Raw genomic sequence first — 24,567 nt, 5'->3', positions numbered from 1 at the left:
TCAGCCCAACAGGCCCGGCAGGGGCCGGGTGTGCAGCAGAGTGAGGGTGGTCACCGCGCGGGTGAGCACCACGTACAGCCGCGCGAGGCCGCGCAGTTCGGCGTCGGCGATGTCGGCCGGTTCGAGCACGACGACGTGGTCGTATTCGAGGCCCTTGGCGAGTGAGGCCGGGATCACGCACACCCGGTGCGCCGGCGTGCCGTCGGGGGTGAGCACGTCGTGCTCCACCTGCGCGGTGGTGAGCGCGGCGGAGGCGGCGGGGGCCGCGGCGTCGGCGGTGATGACGCCGACCGAGCCCTCGTGGCCGAGCACGCCGCGCACGGCGGCGGCGAGGTCGGTGAGGACGTCGGCGGACGGCCGCACGGTCAGCGAACCGGCGCCGGGCCGCAGCGAACGGGGTGCGGCGAGATCGGGAGCGATGGACGGCAGCAGGCGCGCGGCGAAGTCGAGGACCTCGCGCGGCACGCGGAAGCCGAGAGTCAGCTCGGTGACCACGCCTTCGGTGCCGAGGTGGGTGAGGACGTCGGTCCACGAGCGGGCCGACCACGGTGTGGTGCCCTGTGCGAGGTCGCCGAGCACGGTGGCCGAGCCGGTGCGGCAACGGCGGCCGAGCGCGCGCAGCTGCATCGCGGAGAGGTCCTGCGCCTCGTCCACCACGAGGTGGCCGATGGTCGGGGTGCGCTCGATGAGGTCGGCCAGTTCGTCGAGCAGCGCGCCGTCGGCGGCGGACCACTTGGCGGACTTCCAGGAACGTGGCGGCTTGCGCCACAGCAGCGTCTGCCGTTCCTCGGCGGTGAGGTCGTTCTTGGCGGCGGCGGTGAGGAACGCCTCGTCGGAGAGCAGGCGGAACAGCACCTGCGCGGGGACGAGCTTCGGCCAGACCTGGTCGAGGAGTCGCTTGACCGGCGCGGAGCGCGCGACCGCGTCCTGCACCCGGTCGTCGGGGGACTCGCCGCGCTGTTCCATGCGCACCAGCACGGTGTGCGCGAGCCGCTGCGCGAGCGCGGCGCGGCCGGGGCCGTACCGGGTGGTGCCGCGCAGCGAGGCGACGATCTCGCGTACCTCGTGGTCGGCGACCCGGAAGCGGCTGGCACCCCGGGTGATGAGCAGGCCGTCCTCGGGTTTGTTGATGTGCAGCCACAACGCGCGGCGCAGCACCGGCGCCATGCGCGCGTCACCCTTGACGGCGGCGACGGCGGGGTCCTCGGGGGCCGCGTGGCCGCCGAGCATGCCGGTCACGGTGGTCTGGTCGACCTTCACCTCGCCGAGCGCGGGGAGCACCGAGGAGATGTACGACAGGAACGCGCCGTTCGGGCCGACGATCGTGACACCGGACCTGGCGAGCTTCTCGCGGTGGGTGAACAGCAGGTACGCGGCCCGGTGCAGGCCGACGGCGGTCTTGCCGGTGCCTGGGGCTCCCTGCACGCACACCGTGCGGCCGAGGTCCTCGCGGACGATCTCGTCCTGGTCGGGCTGGATGGTGGCGACGATGTCGCGCATGGGCCCGGTGCGCGGCCGTTCGATCTCCTCGGTGAGGATCCTTGACTGCTCGATCGGCGCACCCTCGTCCAGCGGCTCGTCCTCGAACGCCGTCAGCTCCCCCCCGCGGAAGCCGAACCGGCGGCGCAGCCGCACCCCCATCGGGTCGGCCGGCCTCGCCTGGTAGAAGGCGCGGGAGATCGGCGCGCGCCAGTCGATCACCAGGGGCCTGCTGCGGTCGTCGTGCACGTGGCGGCGGCCGACGTGGACGGTGCCGGGGAGGTCGTCGGCGGCGAACCGGTCGAGCCGGCCGAAGAACAGCGGCGTGTCGGCGTGGTCGGCGAGCGCCGCCACCCGCTGGTCGAGCAGGTTCTGCAGAACCTGCTGCGACACCCAGTCTCCCGCGGCGTCGGCGGACAGCGACTGCGCGTGCTCACGCATGGCCCGCAGAGCGGCCCGGGAGGCGGCGAGGTGCCGGCGTTCGCCGTCGAGCACGGCCACGGGATCGCCGGTGTCGCCGAGCGTGTCCCGGTCGCCGGTGTCGCCGGTGCTGTCGAGCGTGTCCCGGTCGCCGGTGTCGCCGGTGCTGTCGAGCGTGGACCGGTCACCGGCGTCGCTTCGGTGTGCGGTCTGGTCGTCGGGTATGTCGGGGGCCAGTCGATGTCCCGGCATGCTGAAGTGCTCCTTGGGAGGGGTGGATTCGACGGATGCGCGAACCCACCAGCCTACGCGCCGCTGGTCGCACCGGCATCTGAATATCGGCCGGGTCCACCTGCGGCCGGTCGATCCAGTGCTTTTCTGGAGTTTGCCCGCTCTTGGCTTTTGGGTACGCCGTGGAGGTGACGACGCGCACCGAGAAGATGACGGTCTCGCCGGTCATCCCCGCCATGGCCAACCTGGTGCTCGGCGGGCTGTGGACGCTCTCGGTCCTCGCCGGCTGGGGGCTGTCGGCGTTCTGCGGCCGGACGGAGTCGCCGCAGTCGTGCGTGGACCGCCTCGTGGTGGTCTCCACGCTGTCCGGGCTGTTCGCTTTCCTCGCGGCGACCTGCACGGTCATCGGCTTGCTGCCGCCGCTAATGCGTAGATATCCAGAAAAGTCGTTCGTGCTGATGATGGTCGCGACCGCTTCTTGGCTTTTGGCGTTGGGTGTGCTTTACGTCGGCGGGTTAGTCGGTCGGTGATGTCACCGACACGGTCCGTTAGTACATACCAAAATCCCCAAAAAGCGGGACAAACCTTGTGATTTGGTTAGATCATGGGGTATGTCGCAGTTGGCGTGCGTGGCAGCCAATACGCGAGGGGGTGACGCGGTTGAACAGGGCCTACGGTATTTCCTGGACCTGAATGCCCGCCGCCCGAGGGGGGAATTCCACGGGCGGTGTCCGGGGGGAGCCGGCGACGTGCCGCGCAGCGAGCATCATTCGCTGGCGAGCACGTCGTCCGCGTCGATGATTTCGTAGGCATAACCCTGTTCGGCCAGGAACCGCTGCCGGTGCGCCGCGAAATCCTGGTCGATGGTGTCCCGGCTGACCACGCTGTAGAACCGCGCGCCGCCGCCGTCCGCCTTCGGCCGCAGCACCCGGCCGAGGCGCTGCGCCTCCTCCTGGCGCGACCCGAACGTCCCCGACACCTGGATCGCCACCGACGCCTCCGGCAGGTCGATGGAGAAGTTCGCGACCTTCGACACCACCAGGACCTGGATCTCCTTGTCGCGGAACGCCTGGTACAGCCGTTCCCGCTCCTTGATCCGCGTCTCTCCCTTGATCACCGGCGCGTTCAGGTGGTCGGCGAGCTCGTCGAGCTGGTCGATGTACTGGCCGATCACCAGCACCTGCTCACCGGCGTGCCGCCGCACCAGGTGCTCGGTGACCCGCGTCTTGGACGGCGTCGTGGCGCAGAAGCGGTACCGCTCCTCGGCCTCGGCCATCGCGTACGCCAGCCGCTCGTCGTCGGTCAGCGTCACCCGCACCTCGACACAGTCGGCCGGCGCGATCCACCCCTGGTTCTCCATCTCCTTCCACGGCGCGTCGTACCGCTTCGGGCCGATCAGCGAGAACACGTCACCCTCGCGGCCGTCCTCACGCACCAGCGTCGCGGTCAGGCCGACGCGGCGCCTCGCCTGCAGGTCGGCCGTCATGCGGAAGATCGGCGCCGGCAGCAGATGGACCTCGTCGTAGATGACCAGGCCCCAGTCGCGCGCGTCGAACAGCTCCAGGTGGCGGTAGGTGCCCTGCCGCTTGGTCGTCATCACCTGGTAGGTGGCGATGGTGACCGGCCTGATCTCCTTCTTGTTCCCGGTGTACTCCCCGATCTCGTCCTCGGTCAGCGACGTGCGGCGCAGCAACTCCTGCTTCCACTGGTGCGCCGACACCGTGTTGGTCACCAGGATGAGTGTGGTGGCCTGCGCGTGCGCCATCGCCGCCGCGCCGACGATCGTCTTCCCCGCGCCGCACGGCAGCACCACGACCCCCGAGCCGCCGTGCCAGAACGCGTCCGCCGCCTCGCGCTGGTAGGGACGCAGATCCCATGTGTCCTCGTTGAGCGCGATCCGGTGCTTCTCGCCGTCGACGTACCCCGCGAGGTCCTCGGCCGGCCAGCCGATCTTCAGCAACGCCTGCTTGATGTTGCCGCGTTCACTCGGATGCACCACCACCGAGTCCTCACCGATGCGCTCCCCGAGCATCGGCTGGATCTTCCTGGCCCGCAGCACCTCCGCGAGCACCGCCTTGTCCGTACTGGTCAGCACCAGCCCGTGATGCCCGGTGTTCTCCAGCCGCAGCCGTCCGTACCGCGACATCGTCTCGGCCACATCCACCAGCAACGCGTGCGGCACCGGATACCGGCTGAACGAGATCAGCGCATCCACCACCTGCTCCGCGTCATGCCCCGCCGCCCGAGCGTTCCACAACGCCAGCGGCGTCACCCGATAGGTGTGCACATGCTCAGGAGCCCGCTCCAACTCCGCGAACGGCGCGATCGCCTTCCGGCAGTCGTCCGCCCTCGCATGCCCGACCTCCAGCAACAAGGTCTTGTCAGACTGCACGATCAACGGCCCATCAGACACGGTCCCTCTCCTCCCCGGCGCCGCCGAAGGACCGCAACCCGGCCCACCCGCTATCCAACAAGACTAGAAGCCGGTTCAGTCCCGTTTGCCGATCCCTTGACCGACACCCGCCGCACACGCGTTACTCGGGTTCCGACGCCGTGTCTTCCGCTCGACGACCACTCCCCGTACCCCGGGGGTGCCGGAATCGGCGGCGGGACGGTGTGCGGTGAGGCCGGCGCCGTCGTGCGGTGGGTCAGCTGGAGAGGCCGTCGGGGGTGAAGGCGCCGTTGACGCCGAGGAAGACGATCAGCGCGATGCCGACGATCAGCAGGACCACGTTGATCCCGATGGCGATCCAGCACCACTTGAGCAGGGAGCGCGCACGGTGGGGCTCGGTCTCGGCCTTGCCGAGTGCTATGCCGGAGAGGATGGCGCCGGCGATGCCGCCGAGGGAGACGTAGCAGCTCAGGGCCAGGATGATGCTGATGACGAGTGCGACGATGGCGTGCGTGCGGGGGCCCTGGTCGCCGTACTTCGGCGGGCCGTACGGCTGCTGGTAGCCATATCCGGGCTGGCCGTACGCGGCGTACTGCGGGTCGTAGGACTGGCCGTAGCCGGGCTGGCCGTAGTCAGGGGCCGACGCGTATCCGGGCTGGCCGTACCCAGGCTGACCGTAACCCTGCTGCTCGTGAGGCTGTCCATAGCCCGGCTGACCGTATCCCTGCTGGTCGTATCCCTGTTGACCGTAAGCGGGCTGGTCCTGAGGCTGGCCGTACCCCTGCTGGCCGTACCCATGCTGGCCGTAGCCACCCTGGTCCTGGGGCTGGCCGTACGAGGGCTGACCACCGTGGTTGCCGTACTGGCCGCCGTAGGGGTCCTGGGGGGTCTGGGGCTGCCAGCCGTGGTGCTCCGGGGTGCCGCTGCTCACGTTCTTCTCATTTCCTGGCCGGTCCGAGCGGATCTACAAATACCACGACCACATGCGGGCAAGAGGGAGGATTCAGGTTACGTCCGCCACACCCGTTATGCGATGAAGCGCGAACCGATGGACGGCGGCACGGGTCTCGTCGTACGCCGTGAGGTACCCACCCTCCATGCGCGCCGGCTCCAGGATGCGGCTCGTCGCCTGCCCCTGCGCGTCGAGGTACCCGATCCACACCCGTGATCCCTGCCGGATGGCGTCCTGCAGCGCGGTGATCGTGCTCGAAGACGGCGACCGCGGCACCTGTCCGTCAGGCTCTGGCACCGGCCGCCGTCTGGCCCGGTGCGCCTCGTCCCCGGCGCGGATGGCGCGTACGGCCGCCGACACCACGTCGGCGTCGGGGCCGAGCGCGCCGGGTGCGACCCGCGCGGCAGGCGGCCGTTCGGTGCGCTTGGCGTCGGCCCTGGTCACCAGCACGTCACCCTCGGACGACTCGGCCACCGGCGCGTAGCCGAGCGCGCGCAGCGTGTCCACGACGGCCGTGCGGGAGCTGCGCGAGGCCACCACGGTCGGCGCGAGCCGCCGCAGCCGCAGCGGCGCCGCGCGCCGGTCGGCCATGACCTCGTCGAGGATCGCCGGGTCGTCGCACCGCACGTACGCGCCGGCCGTGCCGACCCGCACCCGGCCGTGCCGCCTGGCGACGTCCGTCACGAGGTACCGCAGCGGCTGCGGCACCGGCGTCGTCGAGTGCTTCTCCAGCATGGACAGCAACTCGTCCGCGCTGGACCCGGCGTCCAGGGCCCGGCGGATCGACCCCTCGGCGAACCGGTAGACCGTCGCGCCGCCTTTGGACTCGATGTCGGCGGCGAGCGCCAGCCACCGGCCGAGGTCACTGGTGAGCGGGCCGGGTGCCACGGCCGTCAGGTCGGCCTGCAGCACCACGTGGTCGACCGGTTCAGGCAGCAGCGGCGCGAGCAGAGTGGCGGCGTCGCCGCCGGGCTCCCCCGGCAGCAGCGCGCGGCCGAACACCGACAGCGCGCCGAGACCGGTGACACCGAGCTGCTCGGCCTCGCGCAGGGTGAACCCCACGAGCTGGTCGCGGTACGCGGCGCGGCGGCGCGGCTGCTCGTACGCCAGCCGCTCGTGCACCGACGCCGACGACGGCGCGAGCCCGGCCGGCGCGCAGGCCAGCACCCGCAGGGTGCGCAGACGCACCTCGGCCGCCACGGGCCGGCGCAGCTCGGGGTGCAGCACGTTGAGCAGGCGGTCGCGGTCGTCCCGCTCGCCGACCAGGCCGGGGACGCGTTCGCCGGTCAGCCAGGACGAGGCCAGCACCTCCCAGCGGTCCTCGGTGGCCCGCACCCGCCACATGTCGTAGGCGGTCGTCGGGGTCCACTCGCCGTCGGCCTGGCCGCTCGCGGCGATCAGCCCGGCGCCGGCTGCGACCTCGATGACCAGTGCGGCCGTCCACTCGGGCAGGTCGAGCGACTGGGCCGTGCGCTTGAGGTCGCGCACCGACAGGCCGCCGGTGCGCAGCACCCCCGGCGGCTCGACCCCCCACTGCTCGCAGAGGTCCTCCACGGTGCGGGTGAAGGTGAACGCCTGGCCGGCGGCGGTACGGCCGGCGAGCTGCCGGTCGCGCTCGGTGCCGGTCAGCGGCGGAGGCCAGGGGCTGAGGTCGCGGTGCACCCGGCCGCCGCGCAGCACCAGGCCGACCTCGCGGGGAAGCGCCACGCTGTCGTCGCCGGTGGCGCCGAGCAGGCCGCGGGCCAGGAGCTGCTCGATGGGGGACTGCGCGGTGGCGAGGGTCACCTCGCGCCGAGCGTTCGGCACCCGGCCGGTGGCCGGTCCCCAGGTCAGTTCCTCCAGTGCGGCACGCGCCTGCGGGCCGACGTCGGCGAGCAGCCGTTCCACGACTCCGCCTTCGGCGAGTGCGAGCGCGAGCCGTTCCACCACCCCGGTGTCCCCGTCCGGGGTGTGCTCGTGGCTGTGGACGGCCGCGATGAGGCCGCTGAGGCGGTCAGGCGGGTGGTGCCGGAAGAGATCGGCGGCGGGTGGGCCGAGCCCGGCGGGGGCCTCTGTGACGTCGCGGACGCCGGGGGCCACGCGCAGGCCCCGGTCGTCGCCGTAGATCAGCGCGGCGGTCGTGAGCGCGTCCACGGCGCGGCGCAGCGCCTCGTCCAGGCGCGCGGTCTCACCGGGTGGGACCGAACGCGCGACGGCCGCGCGCAGGTTCTTGTAGGTCAGCACGGGGCCGTCGTCCTCGGTCAGCACGACGAGGGTCTCGATCACGGCGAGCGTGAAGCGGTCGAGGCGGTCCAGGGCCCTGCTCGTGGCGGACGGGCCCGCGGCGCGGATCGCGAGGCCGTCCACGTGCGCGGGGACCGGAGTGATCAGTTCGGGACGGGTGGACGCCAGAGCCCGGAGCCGGTCGTCGGACCGGCCGCGCAACCACTCAGCGAAGTCGGTGTTCACCACGCTCCACCGGACCCCCTGTCAGCCGTCACCGCGTTCCTCTTCCGGATCGCGGCATTCTCTCCATCGTAGGAGGTGGGGCCGACAGAGCGGGATCACCATCGCGTGAACTCCGTCATTCCTGACATCTCGCCGAGGTGGTTAGTAGGAGGTCATTACCCCTAATAACCCTCCATACGTCCGAACGGATGCGAGGGACGGACGGCTGGGGCAGTATGACGAGAGTGATCGAGCGCGCCGACCAGCTCGTCCTGGAGTACGTCAGCAAGGTGGCCGACGCCGCTCACGGCGTGCTCCGCACCGAGCAGCGCCTCGACTTCGTGCGGCGGCTGCGCGACCGCATCGAGGAGGAACGCCGCGGCAGCGACGACCCGGCGGCCGTGCGCAGGGTCCTCGGCCGTTTCGGCGACCCGGCCGTGCTCCTGCGCCGCGAGATCGACCGTCTCACCGCGTCCGGCCAGCCCTTGGCAGCCGCCGCGGCCCGTTCCCTCCCCGCGGCCCGCCTCACGTCCGCGCGTCCTTCGAGGGGCCTGGCGGTCACGGCGCATTCCTCCGACGACCCGCCGCCGGGTACAGGTGGCGCGCGACCCGCGGACGGAGCCAAGGCCGTCACCCCGCAGGCCGGCGAGCCCGAGGTGACCACGGACGATTTCGGCGACGCCGCCACCCAGGTGATTCCCGTGGTCGACGACGGCGCCTCAGCTGAGGGTCCGCCTACGGCGGTGCAGCCACCTGTGCCGAGCGAGCCGGATCAGGGCCGGTCAGAGGCGAAGGGGTCAGCGATGGAGTCCGATGAGGCCGGCGGCACGGACGGCTCCGGCGGGGACGGAGGGCTGGACGAGGCGGAGGGGCGGATGCGTGCGGGACGGCCGCCGCTGAAAGGCACCTGGGGTTCGCCGCCGCCGGGTAAGCGGCGCGCGGGACGGGTGGCCTCCCCGGGTGCGCGGCGGGTGTCTCCGCTGGGGGGAGGCAAGGTGCCTCCCCAAGGTGGGGGCCGCAGGCCGTTGCCGTCGGCGACGCCGCGGATGGCGCGGGGGGCCGCGCGGGGGCCGGTGGCCTCGGGGCCGTTCGGGGAGCGGTTGCGGCGGGCCACGGGTGCGGCGGACGGCCGTGATGTGGGGACGGTGCTGCGGCACGAGCGCCGTGAGGTGGCCGGCATGGCGCTGCTGGTGCTGGCGGGGCTGCTGATCCCGTTCCCGCTGCCGTACCTCGCGATCTTCCCGGCTCCGGTGCTGTGCTGGGCCCTCGGCGCGCTGGTCGTGCTGGCGTCGCACGGGTGGGTGTTCGCCGACCGGCTGACCGGCATCGCCGCGCCGATCGGCGCCTACGTGGTCGGCGGGGTCGTGTTCGGCGCGTTCAGGTCCTCCGAGGAGCAGGGGACGGCGCTGGAGGCGTTCGTCACGTCCTTCTTCCACGTCAGCGGGCTGATGTTCATGTTCGGCGCGGTGGGAGGGGTGGGGTGGCTCGCCTACCGGCTGCTCAACCCGCCACCTCCGCCACCTCGGCGGTCGCCCCCCGGGACGGCACGCTGAGCAGGCCGAGCGACAGGCGCACCCAGGACGCCACGAACCGGTCAGGGTCGGTGCGGCCCGGCATGTCGCCGACGGTGTCCTGGAACAGGCGGTAGTGCACGACCGCTCCGCCGAGCACGGCGCCGATGGCCGGCCAGTCGACGTCGGCCTCGGCGTACTCGGGTTGCGCGCGGAACCACGTGGTGATCGCGTCGAACATCGGCTGGAGCAGGCCCTCGCGCACCAGCGCGACCAGCTCGGGGAACTGGCTGAGGTCACGGAAGAAGATGCGGGTGAGCCGGCCCTCCTCGTGCACCTTGGCGAGGCCGGCGCGGCAGATGTGCGCCAGCCGCTCCTCCAGCGGCGCGGCCGTGCCGGGGGAGCTCGCCTCGGCGAGCGTGTCGGTGATGTGCGTGCGGGTCCGCGCGGCGTGCTCGGCCACCGCGGTGGCCAGCACCTCGTACTTGGACCTGAAGTGCCGGTAGAGCCCACCGGCTCCGGGGGACAGCCCCGCCGCGGCCTCGATCTCGGCGACGGAGGTCGCCGCGTACCCTCGCTCGGCGAACAGCCGCAGGGACTCACCGACGATGCGATCGCGCGTGGATCTGGTCATGTCGCCCCACACCTTCCTCGGCCGATCGGCGCCCCGAGATAAGCGACCCCTTTCTTCGGTGCCTTCAAGGGTCCCACACGCGCACCGGGTACGCGCGGTCCTCGTTCGTTTGGCATCCTGCAATGGTGTGTTCGGTGGGATTCGATCTCGATCTGACGCTGGCCGACACCCGCGCGGGGATCGCGGCGGTGTACGACGAGGTGGCGTCGCGGCTCGGTGTGCCGATCGACAGCGCCGAGGTGGTGAGCAGGCTCGGCCCGCCGCTCGAACAGGAGCTGGCGGTCTGGCTGCCGGAGGAGGACGTCCCGGCGGCCGCGGCGCTGTACCGCTCCCTGTACGCGGAGATCGCCGTGCCGCGTACGACACTGATGGCGGGTGCGGCCGAGGCGGTGGCCGCGGTGCGCCGCCACGGCGGCCGGGTCATCGTCGTGACGGGGAAGAACGGTGTGTCGGCCAGGGAAACCGTCGATTTCCTCCGGCTTGATGTGGACGAAGTGGTCGGTTCGGTGTTCGGAGCGGCTAAAGGGGTCGCCATCCAGCAATTCGGGGCCGCCGCCTATGTGGGGGATCACGTGGCCGATATAGCCGCCGCGCGGGCCGGTGGCGCGCTCAGCGTGACGGTCACCACAGGGGCCTACCCCAGTGAGGCGATGCACGCTCATGGCGCCGACGTCATCCTGCGCGATCTGACAGAATTCGCCTCGTGGTTCTCGGTGTGGTGCGTCCCGGAAATCGGGGCCGTTTCGACGGTCATCCGACGTCCCGGACGGGCATAACCTGAGTCCATTACTATTCATGACAGTCTGAACGAGGTCATCCTGTGCCTACTGGCAAGGTCAAGTGGTACGACGCTGACAAGGGCTTCGGATTCCTGACCCGCGACGACGGCGGCGAGGTGTTCGTGCACTCCTCGGCGCTTCCCAAGGGTGTCGAGGCGCTCAAGCCCGGTCAGAAGGTCGAGTTCGGTGTGGCCGAGGGTCGCCGTGGCCAGCAGGCGCTGTCGGTCCGTGTGCTGGAGCAGCCCCCGACGCTCGCCAAGACCGTGAAACCCAAGGGCAAGCGCAAGACGCCGGATGAGCTCGTCGTCATCGTGGAAGACCTGATCAAGCTACTGGACGACGTCTCCAACTCCTACCAGCGCGGCAAGCACCCCGACGTCGCGCACGCCAAGAAGATCGCGACCGTCCTGCGGGCCGTCGCCGACGACATCGACGCCTGAGCGCCGTCCCTCTGCCGTGTGACTGTTTCCCGGCAGGGGACGCTCAGCCGTACGGGTTGGTCAAGGGCTTGGTCGTTCCTGCGCGCGGCTGACCGCCTTCCGTCCCCGGCCGGTCACCATCCGTCGCTCCGGGGGTTCCGGCCGGCCCGCCGCCGGGTTCCGGTCCCGCGGGACCGGTGACGTCCGGCCCCGCGGCGTCCGGCCCGTCCCGGCCCTCGGCCATGGCCGGGACGACGACCGTGGTGCGCACGCGTTCCTCCTGCGCGCGCAGCCGGCGGCGGCGGGCCACGACCAGCGCGGCGAGCGCGGCCACCATGGCGGCGGCGATGACCGCGAGGCCCGTCGGCCCCGCGGCGCGTCCCGACAGCAGCGACAGCAGCAGGCCGGCCAGCCCGCCGGCCACCCAGGCGATCTGCAGCACCGCCTCGACCACACCGAACGTCGAGGAGCGCACCTCCTCGCCGATCTCCCGCTGCACGATGGCGTCCAGGGCCAGCTTGCCGACCTCCTGCGCGAACCCGGCCACCGCGGCGACGGCGACCGCGGGCCACAGCGAGAAGAAGAACGCGCCGGCCACGGCGGTCGCCGTCGCGACGCCGAGCGCGATGAGCACGATCACCTGCGGCGAGTGGCCCCGTAGCCACGAGGCGACCACCGCGCCGAGCAGGCCGCCGGCCCCGGCCCCCGCCGCGAGCGCCGCGAGCAGCACCTGCGTGGACAGGCCGCTCTCACGCAGGTGCCCCTCCTGCACGAGGAACAACAGGAAGAAGATCAGGAAGCCGGACAGGACGCGGAGCGCGGCGTTCGCGCGCATCGCCTCGGTCACCACGGGGCCGAGGGTGAGCAGCGTGCGCCAGCGCCGCTTCTCGCGCGGCGGCCTGCCGTCTTGGCCGTCCTCGTCTTCCTCGCCGAAGTCGAGGTCCGGAGCGTCCACGTGCCGGGGGAGCCGCATGGCCGACACCCCGGCCGCCAGGAACACGATCATGGTGCCACGCAGCACCCACTCGCCGCCGATCCAGGCCGCGAGCCCCGCGCCGGCCGCGGCCGTCACCCCCGCCGACACCAGCGAGAACAGCGCCACCCTGGCGTTCGCCGTCACCAGGCTGATGTCGGCAGGCAGCACGCTCGGCATGGTCGCGGCCCGCGACACGTTGTAGGCCTTGGACAGCACGAGCACCGCGAGCGCCGCGGGGAACAGGGTGAGACCGTCGGCGGGGCCGATGGCCGCCGCCATGGCCCAGCACAGCAGGCCGCGCGCGAACAGCGTGCCGGCCATCACGAAACGGCGGCCCGAACGGAAGCGGTCGAGCACCGGTCCGACGAACGGCGCCACCACCGCGAACGGCACCATGGTGATCAGCAGGTACAGCGCCACCTGGCCGCGTGCCTGGTCCACCGGCAGGCCGAACAGCAGCGTGCCGGCCAGCGACACCGTGATCAGCGCGTCTCCCGCGCTCTGCGCGGCGGTGAGCTCGATCAGCCGGCCGAGCCCCGTGCGTCCCGCGCCTTGCGCGTGCGTGAGCCTGCGCGTGGCATGGCCGACCCCCTTGCCGGCCCGCACCACCCCATTGGCGCCGGCCTGTCCGGCCCGCGCCGCCTGAGTGGCCGCCGTACGGCCGGCGCGCAACGTGCCGCGACCGGCACCGGCCACGGCGCGGCCCGCCTGCCGTGCCTTTTCCCAGCCGTTCCCCATCAGGAACGCATGGACGGCACCCCACCCCTGGCCCGGCCCACGCTCCCTCCTTCCACGCTCGATTTCCGCGTCGTTGATCTCCCTGGTCCGGTCTGCCGCATCGGTTTACAGTCCTACCCCACCGATAGGCGTGATGTCCGCTCGTGACATGGGTGAGAATTGACAGTGTGAGTCGCACTCGTTCCCGCACCTTCGCCGTCGACCAGGCCTGTGCCGAAGCCGTCGACCTCGCCCGTGCCGCGGCCGAGCAGATCGCTCGTCCCGGCGAGGTGGGTGAGCACCTCGGCTTCGCGAGCGAGGCCGAGCGCGTCGTCACCCATTACTTCGCGTGCCTCGACCGCGCCTACAGCGGCTGGCGCTGGGCCATCACCGTGGCCCGAGCGTCCCGCGCGCGCAACGTCACGGTCAGCGAGACCGTGCTGCTGCCCGGCACCGGCGCGCTTCTGCCTCCCGACTGGGTGCCGTGGAGCGAGCGGTTGCTCCCCGGTGACCTCGGCGTCGGCGACCTGCTCCCCGCGTCCGACGACGACGACCGGCTCGCCCCCGGGTTCACGCAGATCGACGACGACCCCGACCACCAGATGTTCTTCGAGTACGGCCTCGGCCGGGCCCGCGTGCTGTCGGCCATCGGCCGTGACCGCGCCGTGCACCGCTGGCACGCCGGGGAGTCCGGCCCGCACACCCCGATCGCGCACGCCGCGCCGGCCCAGTGCTCCACCTGCGGCTTCTACTGGCCGCTCGCCGGTTCGCTGCGCCTCGGCTTCGGCGTCTGCGCCAACGAGTTCGCACCCGACGACGGCAAGGTCGTCGCGGCCGACCACGGCTGCGGCGCGCACTCGGAGGCCGTGGTCGCGCAGGCCGGCGGTGAGGCGGCGACGCCGATCCTCGACGACCTCGGCTACGACCTGATGGACGACGGCGCACCGGCCGCGGGCTCGGTGCCCGACGAGGGGGACTCCGAGCCTCTCGGCCACTCCTGACCCCTACCCGGCCCGCCTTTCCACAAGGCGGCCGGTCTTCCGGCGACCCGTCGCGCGATCGTGCGTCGCGACGGGTCTTCCCGACCATTGGACGTGACTGGTGACCGACACCTTTGGCACAGAACATCTGCGCACGACCGTCCTCGCCGCCTGGGCCGCCTCCCCCGCGAGGTTCCGTGAGGACGCCAACGCCGAGGAGGACTTCGCGCTCGGCGGGTACCGCGACCGTCTGATCGTCGAGCTGGCGCAGAACGCCGCCGACGCCGCGCTGCGGGCCGGCGTGCCGGGACGGCTCAGGCTGAGCCTGTCCGGTGGTGTGCTCACCGCCGCCAACACCGGGGCACCGCTGGACGCCGAGGGGGTCGAGGGCCTGTCCACGCTGCGGGTGTCCGGCAAGAGGGACGAGGAAGGCGCCACCGGCCGGTTCGGCGTGGGGTTCGCCGCCGTCGTGTCGGTCTGCGACGAGCCGTCGATCGGGTCCCGGGCCACCGGGACGGTGCGCTGGTCGCGCGCCGAGACCGCCGCGCTGGCCGGCAAGGTCCCCGAGCTGTCCGGTGAGCTCGCCGAGCGCGGCGGCCACGTGCCGATGCTCCGCCTGCCGTTCGAGGCCGACCCGGTGGACGTCCCCGAGGGGTTCGACACGGTGGTCCGGCTGCCGCTGCGCGACGAGGCCGTCGAACAGGCCGTGCGCCGCATGCTCGACGACACCGGTCCTGCGCTGCCGCTGGCCATGCCGGCCCTGCCGGTGATCGAGATCGAGGTGGACGGCGTGTCGCGCGCGGTCACCGCCGACGGCTGGCGGGTGGTCGAGGAGTCGGGCCGGTTCACCGCCGAGCAGGTCGCCGAGCTGTACGCCGGCCGGCCCACCGAGGAGCGCGCGCGGCCGTTCTGGCTGGTCCGCTGGGCCGTGCCGGAGACGCTCGGCCGCCTGCCGAAGGACGTCGCACCCGTGGTGCACGCGCCGACCCCGAGCGACGAGCCGCTCGACCTTCCCGCGCTGCTCATCGCGACCTTCCCGCTGACCACCGACCGGCGGCACGTCGCGTCCGGGCCGCTGACGACGTTCCTGGTGGACCGGGCCGCCGAGGTGTACCTGCGGCTGCTCGGCACGCTGCCGAAGACCCCGGCGCTGCTCGACCTGGTGCCTGGCCTCATGGGTAAAGGCGAGCTCGACGCCGCGATCCGCCGCGCCATCCTGCGCCTGCTCCCCGGCACGCCGCTGCTGCCGGCGCTCTCGCCGGCCGCCGACCCCGGCTCCCCGCCGGCCCGGCCCGAGCCCGGCGCCGAGTACGTCGTGGCCGGACGTGAGGCGTCCGCCGTGGCCGGACCCGCCGAGTTCCTGGACAAGATCGCGCACGCCGTTCCCGGTCTGCTCCCCGCCGGCTGGGCCTCCCGGCACCCGGCGCTCGCCACGCTCGGCGTCACCCGGATCGAGCCGGCCGACGTGATCGACCTGCTGTCCGGCGAGGCCGTGGACGACGTCACCCCCGCGTGGTGGCGCGACCTGTACGAGGTGATCCCGGGGGACGACAGGGAGGCGCTCGGCGCGCTCCCCGTCCCGCTGGCCGACGGCCGGCTGGTGCGGGGGCCGCGCGGCACGCTGCTGCTCACCGACGGCTCGTCACTGGACGCCGGGTTGCTCGGCCCTCTCGGGTTGCGTGTCGTGCACCCCGAGGCGGCCCACCCGCTGCTGCTGCGCCTCGGCGCCGCCGAGGCGACCCCGCGCAGCGTGCTCGAAGACCCGCTGACCCGTGCCACGGTGTCGGAGTCGCTGGACAGCGCCGACCCCGAACCGGTGGCGCAGGCCGTGCTGGCGCTGGTCGACGCCGCGGGGCTCACCCCCGGCGAGGCGCCGTGGCTGTCGGCGCTGGCGCTGCGCGGCGCGGACGGTGAGCTGTACCCGGCCGGGGAGCTGCTGCTCGGCGGCGGGTCGCTCGCCGGGCTGATCGACCAGGACGTGCCGTTCGGTGTGGCGGCCCCCGACCTGGTCGAACGGTACGGCAGCCGTGTGCTTGAGGCGGCCGGCGTGCTCGACGGCTTCGCCGTGGTCAACGACGCCGACGTGCTGCTCGACCCGGAGGAGTGCGACCACGACCTCGACGCCGAGGACGACTGGCTGGACGCCGTGCTCGACGTGCTGCCGGAGGCCTCGGTGCCGCCGGTCGCACGTGAGTTCACCGCCGTCCGCGACCTGGAGTACGTGGCCGACTGGCCGTCCGCGCTGACCCTGCTCACCCGGCCTCCGCTGCGTGCCGCGCTCCAACCTCTGCGGGCCCTGGTGGACGGCGAGATCGCCGAGGCCCCTTCGTACACGGCGTGGTGGCTGTCCCGGCACCCGGTGCTCGACGGCCGCCTCCCCACGTCGCTGCGCGTCCCCGACGGCGACCCACTGCTCTACGGCCTGTACGGCGACGCGCCGGCCGGCCTCGACGCCACCGCGCTCTCCATGATCGGCGTGCGCACCACCCTCGCCGACCTGCTCGCCGGCCACGGCGGCCCCGACGAACTGCTCGACCTGCTGGCCGACCCGTCCCTTGAGGTGGACCGGCCGCAGCTCCGCGCTCTGTGGGTCGCGCTGGCCGCCGTCGAGCCGTCCCGGGTGGCCCCGCCGACGGCGGTCCGGGCCGTGCTGCACGGCGAGATCGTCGTCGCGGACGCCGAGGACGGCCACCCGATCGGCGGCAACGGCGCTCCCCTGCCCGACGGCCTGACCGCCACCGGCGGCCCCGTCGTGGTCGAGGCCCCCGACCTGCTGCCGGTCGTGGCGGGCCGTCCCCTCGTGCTCGCGCCGTCCGAACTGGCCGAGGCCCTGTCCGAGCTGCTCGACCTCCCTGTGGCCGGCGAGGCCGTCCCCGGCGAGGTCACCTCCTCCGGCCAGGAGCGTGCCGTACCCCCGCAGGTGCGGTCACTGCTGCCGACGGCCCCCGCGACGTACGTCGAGCACACCGAACTGACCGTGGACGGTGTGCGCGTGCCGTGGCGCTTCTACGAGGGCACCGTGCACGCGGCCACCGTCGAGGGCCTCGCCCGGGGCCTCGCCTGGGCCACCGGCCAGTGGGGTGACCGCCTGGCGGTCGCCGCGCTGCTCCGCGACCCGGACGCCGTCCCCGTCCTGCTCGCCGAGTCCGACCTGGACTCCTGAGCTCACTGCGGTAGGGGCCGGAAAATCCGTCCAGCCCCGGCCGAACCGGTCGTTCCGTCCTCGATCGCTCAATCGCGAGGACGGAACGGCACAGGTCCGCCGCTCTCCTCGTGCTGCGCCGCCGGCTCGCTCACAGGTGTCACGCTCGGGACGACGGGGTCACCCTCACCAGGCTGGACGGCCGGCTCGCCGCGCCGGTCGCGCCGCCGCACGTACCAGACGCCGAACAGCCCGAGACCGACCCCGGCCACGCACGTCCATATCCACCACTGGCGATCGGGTCCCGGCTGCACGATCAGCAGCACGACGAGAGCGACCACCCACAGGCCGGTGCCCGCGAGAATGGTCGCCGCGTCGTTGGTCCGCAACGGCGTGAGATCCGGGGGGCGCGGCTCGTTCACGCCTCCACCCTAGGCGAGAACCCCCCGCTCGGTGCTCGGTGGGTCGTCGCAGCTCCGGCCTGATTCTCGTCAATGAGGGACCTAGGCTCCGAACCGCGTACAAGTTGGTCTCGATCGGACCACGGGGTCGCAAAGGGTCTTTCACCGCAGGTGTACGACCTGACACTCTGCCCGCGTGAGCGAGACTACCTCCCCCTCAACGCACCCCACGGGCCTTATGGGGTGGATTGACCGCTTCTTCGGAATCACTGAGCGTCAGTCGACGCTGAGCCGTGAGATCCGCGGCGGCCTGGCCACGTTCTTCACCATGGCGTACATCGTCGTACTCAACCCGCTGATCCTCGGCGGCGCCAAAGACGCCGACGGTCAGCACCTCGGCGACGGCAGCACGCCGAACTACGCGCTGATCGCCGCGGCGACCGCGCTGGTCGCCGGCGTGCTGACGATCCTCATGGGATTCGTCGGCCGTGTCCCCTTCGCGCTGGCGGCGGGCCTCGGCCTGAACGCCTTCGTCGCCTTCGGCATCGCTCCCCTGATGTCGTGGGAGGACGCGATGGGCCTGATCGTGCTGGAAGGCATCGTGATCACGATCCTGGTGCTCACCGGGTTCAGGACCGCCGTCTTCCACGCGATCCCGATGCAGCTCAAGACCGCGATCAGCGTAGGCATCGGCCTGTTCATCGCGCTGATCGGCTTCGTCGACTCCGGTTTCGTCCGCAAGGCCGCCGGCACCCCGCTGGAACTCGGCATCGGCGGCGCGCTGACGAGCTGGCCCATCTTCGTCTTCGTCGTGGGCCTGCTGGTCACCGCCGTGCTCGTCGCACGCAAGGTCAAAGGCGCCATCCTGATCGGCATCGTCGGCACGACCGTCCTCGCCATCATCGTCGAGGCGATCGCCAAGGTCGGCCCGTCCAAAGGCGGCGAGAACCCCCTCGGCTGGAACCTCGTCGTCCCCGTGTTCCCCGAGCGTGTCGTCGGCACCCCCGACCTGAGCCTCATCGGCCAGTTCAGCCTGTTCGGCTCCTTCACCAAGATCAGCGTCGTCCTCGCCGTCCTGCTGGTCTTCACCCTCCTCATCACCGACTTCTTCGACACCATGGGCACCATCGTCGGCGTAGGCGGCCAAGCGGGCCTCGTGGCCTCCGACGGCACCCTCCCCCGCACCCGCGAGATCCTCCTGGTCGACTCGGTCGCAGCCGCCGCCGGCGGCGCCGCCGGCACCTCCTCCAACACCACCTACATCGAATCGGCCGCCGGCGTAGGCGAAGGCGCACGCACCGGCTTCGCCAGCCTCGTCACCGGCATCCTGTTCCTCCTGGCCGTCTTCCTGTCCCCCTTGGTCGACATCGTCCCCTACGAGGCCGCGGCCCCCGCCCTCGTGATCGTCGGCTTCCTGATGATGACCGCCATCAAGGACATCGACTTCACCGACTACGAGATCGCCATCCCGGCCTTCCTCACCATCGTCCTGATGCCGTTCACCTACTCAATCTCTACCGGAATAGGTAGTGGGTTCATCACGTACGTCCTGATCAAGCTGGTCAAGGGCAAGGCCCGCGAAGTCCACCCACTGCTGTGGATCGTGTCCGCGCTCTTCCTGATCTACTTCCTCATCGGCCCACTCAAGATCCTGCTAGGTCTCGCCTGACGATGCCCGTGAGGCCGTCGCCATGATCTGAACGGTCATGACGACGGCCTTAGTCGTTTCAACAGGGTCCAAACGAGACTTGCCCCTGCTCGTCATTTCGTGGCGGTGGCTATGTCGCGCTTACTCGTGAACTTCAGCCCCCACCCAACCGGTCGATCAGTCAGGACTACTTCATCCGGCCGTCGCTGTACATGTTCGGGGTCTACTTGGCCTATAAGGAAGGGAACGCTGCCCATGGGCCAAGACTCGCAATCTCAAGGGATTTGGCTTCTGGCGTTGCTAACAAAGCTGCCTGTATCTCCCTAAAACTGTTCCATCGTTCGTTGCGTTCGCGCGCGACAGCGGTTCTCACAATCTGCACCAGCTCGTATGAACCGGGAATGCCGTCTGTGTTGATACCGGCATTGGTGATCGCCTCGGCAACATCGTGGAATTTGCCACCGAAAGCACGCTTTCCAGTGAGGCATTCGTATAGCATCACTCCAAACGAGTAAATGTCCGCACGAATATCAGGCCCTGCGCCTAGAAACACTTCGGGTGCCATATAAATTGGCGTTCCCATGATCGTTCCCGGGTCGGTAGTCGTGTGATTAGCATCTCTCACGAGGGCTAGGTCAATAACGAGCGGCCCTCTGAGAGGGCTAATCATTATATTGGCAGGTTTGATATCGAATCGGATCAGGTTTTCGCCGGCTAGATATTCCAGGGTTTCGGCGACCGGAATGGCCAATCGAACAGCCTGAATAGGCGGTATCTCCCCGAATTCGTGGATCACTGCGTCGAGAGAGGGGCCGTCTATAAGTTCGCTCACGATATAGAAGCCCTCTCGATCACGATCGATAACATCGAACGTCGGAACGAGTCCGGGATGTTGGAGACGTGCTGAAATCCTAGCCTCGTTTCGGCCCAGCCGTAGTAGCTGATCGCCGCCGCCGTAGGCTATAAGCCGCTTTATTGCAACGTCTCGTCGCAATAGTCGATCATGCCCCCGCCATACCTCGCCCATTCCTCCTAGTGCAATCCGCTCTATTAGCTCATAGCGATCACTAATAACATGTGAGGGCTCAGGGATGCCTCCCCCCGAGGCTAGATAGATAGCTGATATTGACAGTGCTGCTCGTTCAGCCTCGTTTTCAATGGCAATACCCAGGAGCGAGCGCTTGATGTCATCGGCAAGCTTGAAAATAGGTAGTTGTACTTCGGGTGCGTGCTCGATGACACGATCTTCGACACCAGGAGTGTGGACAAGGTCAATAACACCATGCGTAACTAAATGATTAAGAAGTTGCTCGATCTCCCGCTGGCGGATTCGCAGTAATGGGTCTAGGCCTTGATCGTTGGAGCTTACAGCAATGTCAGACACCTTGAAGGTGCTTCCTTCGCTACGGAGGATCCAATCGATTGCGTAGTAGCATCCCAGCCGCCAGCGATCATCATCGATCGGAACTGGAAATAGCTTGGCAATCTCGGCCGTGCTGAAGAATTCGTCGACTATCTGCTCAAGGCGCGCATAGAACCTTATGCGGTCCTCGTCGCTTTTCGTAATAGATAAGATCGGTCCATCTTCGCTCCAGTGTACGAAATCGCCGAACTCTTGTAGGAGTTTACGTGGCACGCCCCTGGCTTTGTAGCGAAGGTAGTTAGTAAAGTCCGTCAGTTGGGAACTTTGGTCGCCTACTTCTCCGGTTGATAGTCTCGCAGTGGAGGTGATCCCCTGTATGAGCTGATCGGGAGCGTTCCAATTGCAAGGTACATAAGCACGCCATGCGAAAACGCTTTCATAAACGCTGTTCCCCCGGCTCGCATCCTTCACTACTTGATCATGTAGGTCTGGGCCCGCAACCACCACAAAGTGAATGCCGCTAGTAGCCATGATGTTCTTCAAGCCGCTGATCAACGATTCTACTTCGGCTAGTCCAGAGGGGCCGACAGTCAACTTATCAATTTCATCTAAGATAACGATCAGGCGCACAGGCTTACTACGGGGAAGACGTAAAATTCGTCCGATCCATGCCCCTCTTTCGCTGTTCTCGCGGTCCTGACTTATGAGTCCTACTACTCGCTGTAAGTCGTGCTCGACGTCTGCTTCAGAGTAAGTTAAGTAGGACATTTCATGGGCCAGAGATCTAGATCGCTTTGTGGATGCCGATAAATTCGGGGAGAGATACCCTGCCCATCCTGCGACTTTTTGATCACCCTTGCCTAAGCCGAACGTGAGACCTCGTTCAGATGATTGACCTTGCGTCTGTTTAATTCCCATGGAAGTGCGGATATAGGCTAGTGAAAGAGCGCGCCGTGTGACAGGATGGAGACGATGAATAACTCCCGAATCTTCGAGAGCTTCGAACAGGCGACGAACGACTGTGAAGAGTAAGCGTTCAGAAGTCGTTGGCCGGGCAACTGTTAGGACTATGGGAACAATAATTTCGCTACTCTGCGACGCGTGTCGAGTTTTTTCTAGTGCCCGCAATGCAAGCGTTGTTTTGCCGACCCCGCGGAACCCGCTAACAAGAAATGCGCCTCCCTTGGAGTAAGTTAAGCGGTGGCCAAGTTCTGAAATCAAATTCTCGTCGCCCAAGTATGGGAGTGTGCTTTCATTTGCATGGAGTGGTTCATGAATGTAGCGGAATTCTCGGCTAAGTGATATTCTTAGCACTCGATCTCCTTGGTTGAGCTAAGGTGGTTCATCCCTGTATCGAGATCTTGAGCAAGCTACAGCGCCAGGAGCAGAGGAGCCAGTGTGGAAGGGTATGCACAAGTCCTAACGACTGTGCCTAGCAGAGCTGCGGCGGCAGCGCTGGCAGGCAGCATCGTTAATGCCAGATTGGCTGCCTGCGTTCAAACCGTAGGACCTATCCACTCCCTATACTGGTGGAATGGTAAGCCGGAAGACGCCGAAGAATGGCAACTCTTGATAAAGACAACCATGACACACCTTTCGGCTTTGGAAAAGCATATCAAAGAAAATCACAGCTATGACATACCCGAGATCATCGTGACGCCGATTGTTGGCGGTAGCGCTGATTATCTACGCTGGATTAGCGCTGAGACAAAGAGAACTGACGCTTCGTCATAGCTAGGTCTTCCATGAACGCTCGAACCATCGGCTGTGTCTGCCACCGTCGCAAGCTTTCTGCCAGGACTTCAAACCGGGGGAGCCAAAGGGCATACTCTGTCTCTCGGACTGCGGCGAGGCCGTCTCTTGCGACTTTGGCTGCCGCGTCGATGGAGCCTTGGACGATGTGGGCTGTGGCGATATCGGCGAGTATGATGGCGGCTCGTTTACGCTCTACCTGTGGGAGTCGCGCGATAACAGCGTGAGCCATCTCTTCGGCTTCGTTAAGCCTTCCCATGCGTGAGTAGGTCGCGATGCGGAAGGAGTCGAAGCGGTCTTGGTCGAGGAAGCGGGTCCAGACGCGGTCCTCTTCGGGGTCGGAGATGCTGAAAGCTTCTTCGGCGCGGGCCCAGGAGTGGATGGCGCTTTCTTTGTCTCCTAGGGCTGCGCTCTCTTCCGCGTGTCGTGCGGCGAGCCATGACATCGTTCCTGGGGAAGAGGACGGGGGAAGTACTTCTAACGCGCTCGCCAGGAGTGCTCTTGCTCTCCCGTGAGAGCCTTTCGCGCTGGGGATGTAGCTGCGGTAGGCGTAGGCACACGCGATGATGCTGGGGTCGTTGGCCTCTTTGGCGGCTCGCTCGGCAGTGGTGTAGAAGTTGCGCGCGGTCGTCGGGCTGCCCATGTCGCTGGCGATCCAGCCGGCTAGGACGCTGCTCTCCGCTGCTACGACGATCAAGCGTTGTCTCAGCTCATCCTTGGGGTCGGTGGCTGTGCCGTTGAGGATCGTCCCTACCTCTCTGAGGTGGAGGGCAAGTCCCTTGTAGATGCTGTTTGCGGACATGATCTCTTCGAGGCGATGGAAGCCGGCGGATCGTGCTTCCATCTCGCGGACCACGGCTTCGTCCAGGGCTGACGGCTTGGTCAGCGCGTAGGCGAGCCGCTCCCATACCTCGTTCTGGGCCAGTGTTGTGGTGGCACCAAGTCGCGCGATCATGCCGAGGAGTTCACGGCGTTTCAACGCGTCACCCCGCTTCCCGACTTCTTCCGCTAGGAGCTGCAAGTCGAACGTGTCTGTGGCGATCTGGAACTCACCGTTGATCACTTGAGCACCGCTAGCACCGGTAGCGTCATTGGCTGGGGAAAGCCCCAGATGGTGACGCAGATGTGCAGGCATGTCCAAGCCATCAGCGATCGCCTCAAATGTAGACTTTGCGGTCGGTATTCGCTTGCCTGTCTTGTACTCGCTTATGCGCCCCTGGGTGATCCCTGTCAGGCTGGCGATCTGCCCTTGGGTAATACCGAATTTGCCGAGGATGCGGATGATGCCTCCGACATCGTGTCGCCGGCACACGTCGTCCATATCCTGACGTGCGAAGACGGCATCGAGGATCTCTCTTAGGTGGCGCTGATCCATCGCCATGGCGCGCGCTCCGCTCCTCTGGTCATCGGCCTCGTTGAAAGGTCAGTACCGACAAGTCCATCACACCGTGAGATATCACGGTGAGATTAGCGAGAAGACGTTTGCTTGGAAACCTCGCCCTAAGGCAAGACCCCGGTCAGAGCCAGAAGGGGAGGTCAGGCGTTTTTCTTCCTAAACGACGCAATGTGGACGCTAGTCGATGGATCGCGACCTGTAGAGGTTGGTGCGCGAGCAGCCTCGAAGCATGGAGGCGCGCAAAGATGATCAGAAGGACACAAGACGACTCTCCTGTGGCTCTGGCCGCAACACGCTTGTCGCGAGCGTTGGAGAGCCACGGAATCACGGCCGATGTGCATCCCGGCGACAGAGTGGCAGCGCTGTCCGTCCGATGTGGCCTGGTTGTCTGGTGCGAGCACGTACCTGACGGACCGCGCTTTCGTTGGTGGACCGGACGCTGTTCTGAGAGCACAGGACGCAGGGTGTACGCCTTCTCCTCGATCAATGCCCTGGAGACGGCGGCGCGGCGCATAGCCATCCTGTACTGGGAGATGGTGCAGGAACAGTGGCTTCCGGATGCTGTACCGGAACCACAGGAAGCCACCGCATTGATCCCTGAGCAGCGGACCAGCGCGGAGAGTGGGTGCGCCGATGACTGAACCAGAGATCACTTGGGTGCAGTCGCCGAAGATCCCCGCCTTCAGGCACGGCATGGTCGGTGGGGTCCGCGCCTTCACTCTGGACGTGGTCTCCCGTCCGTTCGAGCTGCACTGCAAGTTGCCCGGTCCACTGGGATCACAGTTGATCGAACGCCTGCCCTCGGAGGAAGCCGCCTACAAACGCGCGCATGAGAAGGTCATCGAATTCCTGCAACTGTTCAACCAGACATCACCGCCATCCTCGGCGTAGGCCTTCCGTATGTGATGTCCGCCGCCCCCGGTAGAGCCAGAGCGTTCCCCGCTCCTT

The 24,567-nt window shown here is 68.5% G+C and carries 19 protein-coding genes; 10 read left to right on the top strand and 9 right to left on the bottom strand.

The features are described 5' to 3' along the window. Complete coding sequence (locus BJ992_RS30320) at positions 1 to 2,151, bottom strand: HelD family protein (protein WP_184986803.1); 2,151 nt, start codon at positions 2,149 to 2,151, stop codon at positions 1 to 3. 167 nt (positions 2,152 to 2,318) lie between these two features. Here BJ992_RS30320 and BJ992_RS30315 point away from each other — a divergent pair, with 167 nt between their 5' ends. After that, positions 2,319 to 2,660: a hypothetical protein gene (locus BJ992_RS30315; RefSeq protein WP_184986801.1), complete on the top strand. Its 342-nt coding sequence runs from the start codon at positions 2,319 to 2,321 to the stop codon at positions 2,658 to 2,660. A gap of 236 nt (positions 2,661 to 2,896) precedes the next feature. Here BJ992_RS30315 and BJ992_RS30310 read toward each other — a convergent pair whose 3' ends face one another. From BJ992_RS30310 to BJ992_RS30300, 3 genes are all read right to left on the bottom strand, one after another. Continuing rightward, positions 2,897 to 4,543, bottom strand: coding sequence for a DNA repair helicase XPB (locus BJ992_RS30310; RefSeq protein ID WP_184986799.1), 1,647 nt, complete (start codon positions 4,541 to 4,543; stop codon positions 2,897 to 2,899). A 235-nt stretch (positions 4,544 to 4,778) separates the two neighbouring features. After that, positions 4,779 to 5,453, bottom strand: a complete 675-nt coding sequence (locus BJ992_RS34070; protein ID WP_281390497.1) for an energy-coupling factor transporter transmembrane component T family protein — start codon at positions 5,451 to 5,453, stop codon at positions 4,779 to 4,781. A 72-nt stretch (positions 5,454 to 5,525) separates the two neighbouring features. Then, entirely contained in the window at positions 5,526 to 7,922 is a 2,397-nt protein-coding gene (locus tag BJ992_RS30300) for a helicase-associated domain-containing protein (RefSeq protein ID WP_184986797.1), read from the bottom strand. 215 nt (positions 7,923 to 8,137) lie between these two features. Between BJ992_RS30300 and BJ992_RS30295 the strand changes: the two genes are divergently transcribed. Further along, on the top strand, positions 8,138 to 9,454 hold the full coding sequence (locus tag BJ992_RS30295) for a hypothetical protein (RefSeq protein ID WP_184986795.1): 1,317 nt from the start codon (positions 8,138 to 8,140) through the stop codon (positions 9,452 to 9,454). On the opposite strand, the gene BJ992_RS30290 is transcribed toward BJ992_RS30295, so the two are convergent. Then, positions 9,402 to 10,046: a TetR/AcrR family transcriptional regulator gene (locus BJ992_RS30290; protein ID WP_184986793.1), complete on the bottom strand. Its 645-nt coding sequence runs from the start codon at positions 10,044 to 10,046 to the stop codon at positions 9,402 to 9,404. The genes BJ992_RS30295 and BJ992_RS30290 overlap by 53 nt on opposite strands. 134 nt (positions 10,047 to 10,180) lie before the next feature. Between BJ992_RS30290 and BJ992_RS30285 the strand changes: the two genes are divergently transcribed. Next, positions 10,181 to 10,822: an HAD family hydrolase gene (locus BJ992_RS30285; protein ID WP_343072937.1), complete on the top strand. Its 642-nt coding sequence runs from the start codon at positions 10,181 to 10,183 to the stop codon at positions 10,820 to 10,822. Positions 10,823 to 10,866: 44 nt separating this feature from the next. After that, positions 10,867 to 11,265, top strand: a complete 399-nt coding sequence (locus BJ992_RS30280; protein ID WP_184986789.1) for a cold shock domain-containing protein — start codon at positions 10,867 to 10,869, stop codon at positions 11,263 to 11,265. Between the two features lie 43 nt (positions 11,266 to 11,308). Here the strand turns inward: BJ992_RS30280 and BJ992_RS30275 are convergent, their stop codons facing one another. Next, positions 11,309 to 12,958 carry an MFS transporter gene (locus BJ992_RS30275; RefSeq protein ID WP_184986786.1) on the bottom strand — a complete coding sequence of 550 codons (1,650 nt, stop codon included), beginning with the start codon at positions 12,956 to 12,958 and terminating at the stop codon, positions 11,309 to 11,311. A gap of 167 nt (positions 12,959 to 13,125) precedes the next feature. Here BJ992_RS30275 and BJ992_RS30270 point away from each other — a divergent pair, with 167 nt between their 5' ends. Both BJ992_RS30270 and BJ992_RS30265 read left to right on the top strand, forming a co-directional pair. After that, a complete protein-coding gene (locus BJ992_RS30270; protein WP_184986784.1) occupies positions 13,126 to 13,938 on the top strand; it encodes a DUF3027 domain-containing protein in 813 nt (270 codons plus the stop codon). A 100-nt stretch (positions 13,939 to 14,038) separates the two neighbouring features. Then, positions 14,039 to 17,080: a sacsin N-terminal ATP-binding-like domain-containing protein gene (locus BJ992_RS30265; protein ID WP_184986782.1), complete on the top strand. Its 3,042-nt coding sequence runs from the start codon at positions 14,039 to 14,041 to the stop codon at positions 17,078 to 17,080. A 68-nt stretch (positions 17,081 to 17,148) separates the two neighbouring features. Here BJ992_RS30265 and BJ992_RS30260 read toward each other — a convergent pair whose 3' ends face one another. Beyond that, entirely contained in the window at positions 17,149 to 17,481 is a 333-nt protein-coding gene (locus BJ992_RS30260; RefSeq protein WP_184986780.1) for a DUF2530 domain-containing protein, read from the bottom strand. 217 nt (positions 17,482 to 17,698) lie between these two features. Here BJ992_RS30260 and BJ992_RS30255 point away from each other — a divergent pair, with 217 nt between their 5' ends. Then, a complete protein-coding gene (locus tag BJ992_RS30255) occupies positions 17,699 to 19,129 on the top strand; it encodes an NCS2 family permease (RefSeq protein WP_184986778.1) in 1,431 nt (476 codons plus the stop codon). A gap of 211 nt (positions 19,130 to 19,340) precedes the next feature. On the opposite strand, the gene BJ992_RS34065 is transcribed toward BJ992_RS30255, so the two are convergent. Beyond that, a complete protein-coding gene (locus tag BJ992_RS34065) occupies positions 19,341 to 21,785 on the bottom strand; it encodes a protein kinase domain-containing protein (protein WP_184986776.1) in 2,445 nt (814 codons plus the stop codon). 84 nt (positions 21,786 to 21,869) lie between these two features. Here BJ992_RS34065 and cutA point away from each other — a divergent pair, with 84 nt between their 5' ends. Beyond that, entirely contained in the window at positions 21,870 to 22,205 is a 336-nt protein-coding gene (gene cutA / locus BJ992_RS30245) for a divalent cation tolerance protein CutA (RefSeq protein WP_184986774.1), read from the top strand. On the opposite strand, the gene BJ992_RS30240 is transcribed toward cutA, so the two are convergent. Further along, a complete protein-coding gene (locus tag BJ992_RS30240) occupies positions 22,168 to 23,604 on the bottom strand; it encodes a helix-turn-helix domain-containing protein (RefSeq protein ID WP_184986772.1) in 1,437 nt (478 codons plus the stop codon). The two genes, cutA and BJ992_RS30240, sit on opposite strands and share 38 nt — an antisense overlap. A 479-nt stretch (positions 23,605 to 24,083) precedes the next feature. Between BJ992_RS30240 and BJ992_RS30235 the strand changes: the two genes are divergently transcribed. Beyond that, positions 24,084 to 24,260 carry a hypothetical protein gene (locus BJ992_RS30235; RefSeq protein WP_184986770.1) on the top strand — a complete coding sequence of 59 codons (177 nt, stop codon included), beginning with the start codon at positions 24,084 to 24,086 and terminating at the stop codon, positions 24,258 to 24,260. Beyond that, positions 24,253 to 24,510, top strand: coding sequence for a hypothetical protein (locus tag BJ992_RS30230; RefSeq protein ID WP_184986767.1), 258 nt, complete (start codon positions 24,253 to 24,255; stop codon positions 24,508 to 24,510). Before BJ992_RS30235 ends, BJ992_RS30230 begins: the two co-directional genes overlap by 8 nt. Positions 24,511 to 24,567: the final 57 nt, after the last annotated feature.

The sequence above is a fragment of the Sphaerisporangium rubeum genome, from assembly GCF_014207705.1.
GTDB lineage: Bacteria > Actinomycetota > Actinomycetes > Streptosporangiales > Streptosporangiaceae > Sphaerisporangium > Sphaerisporangium rubeum.
The sequence above is the reverse complement of the archived record's forward strand: the minus strand, read 5'-3'. Positions and strand labels throughout refer to the sequence as shown.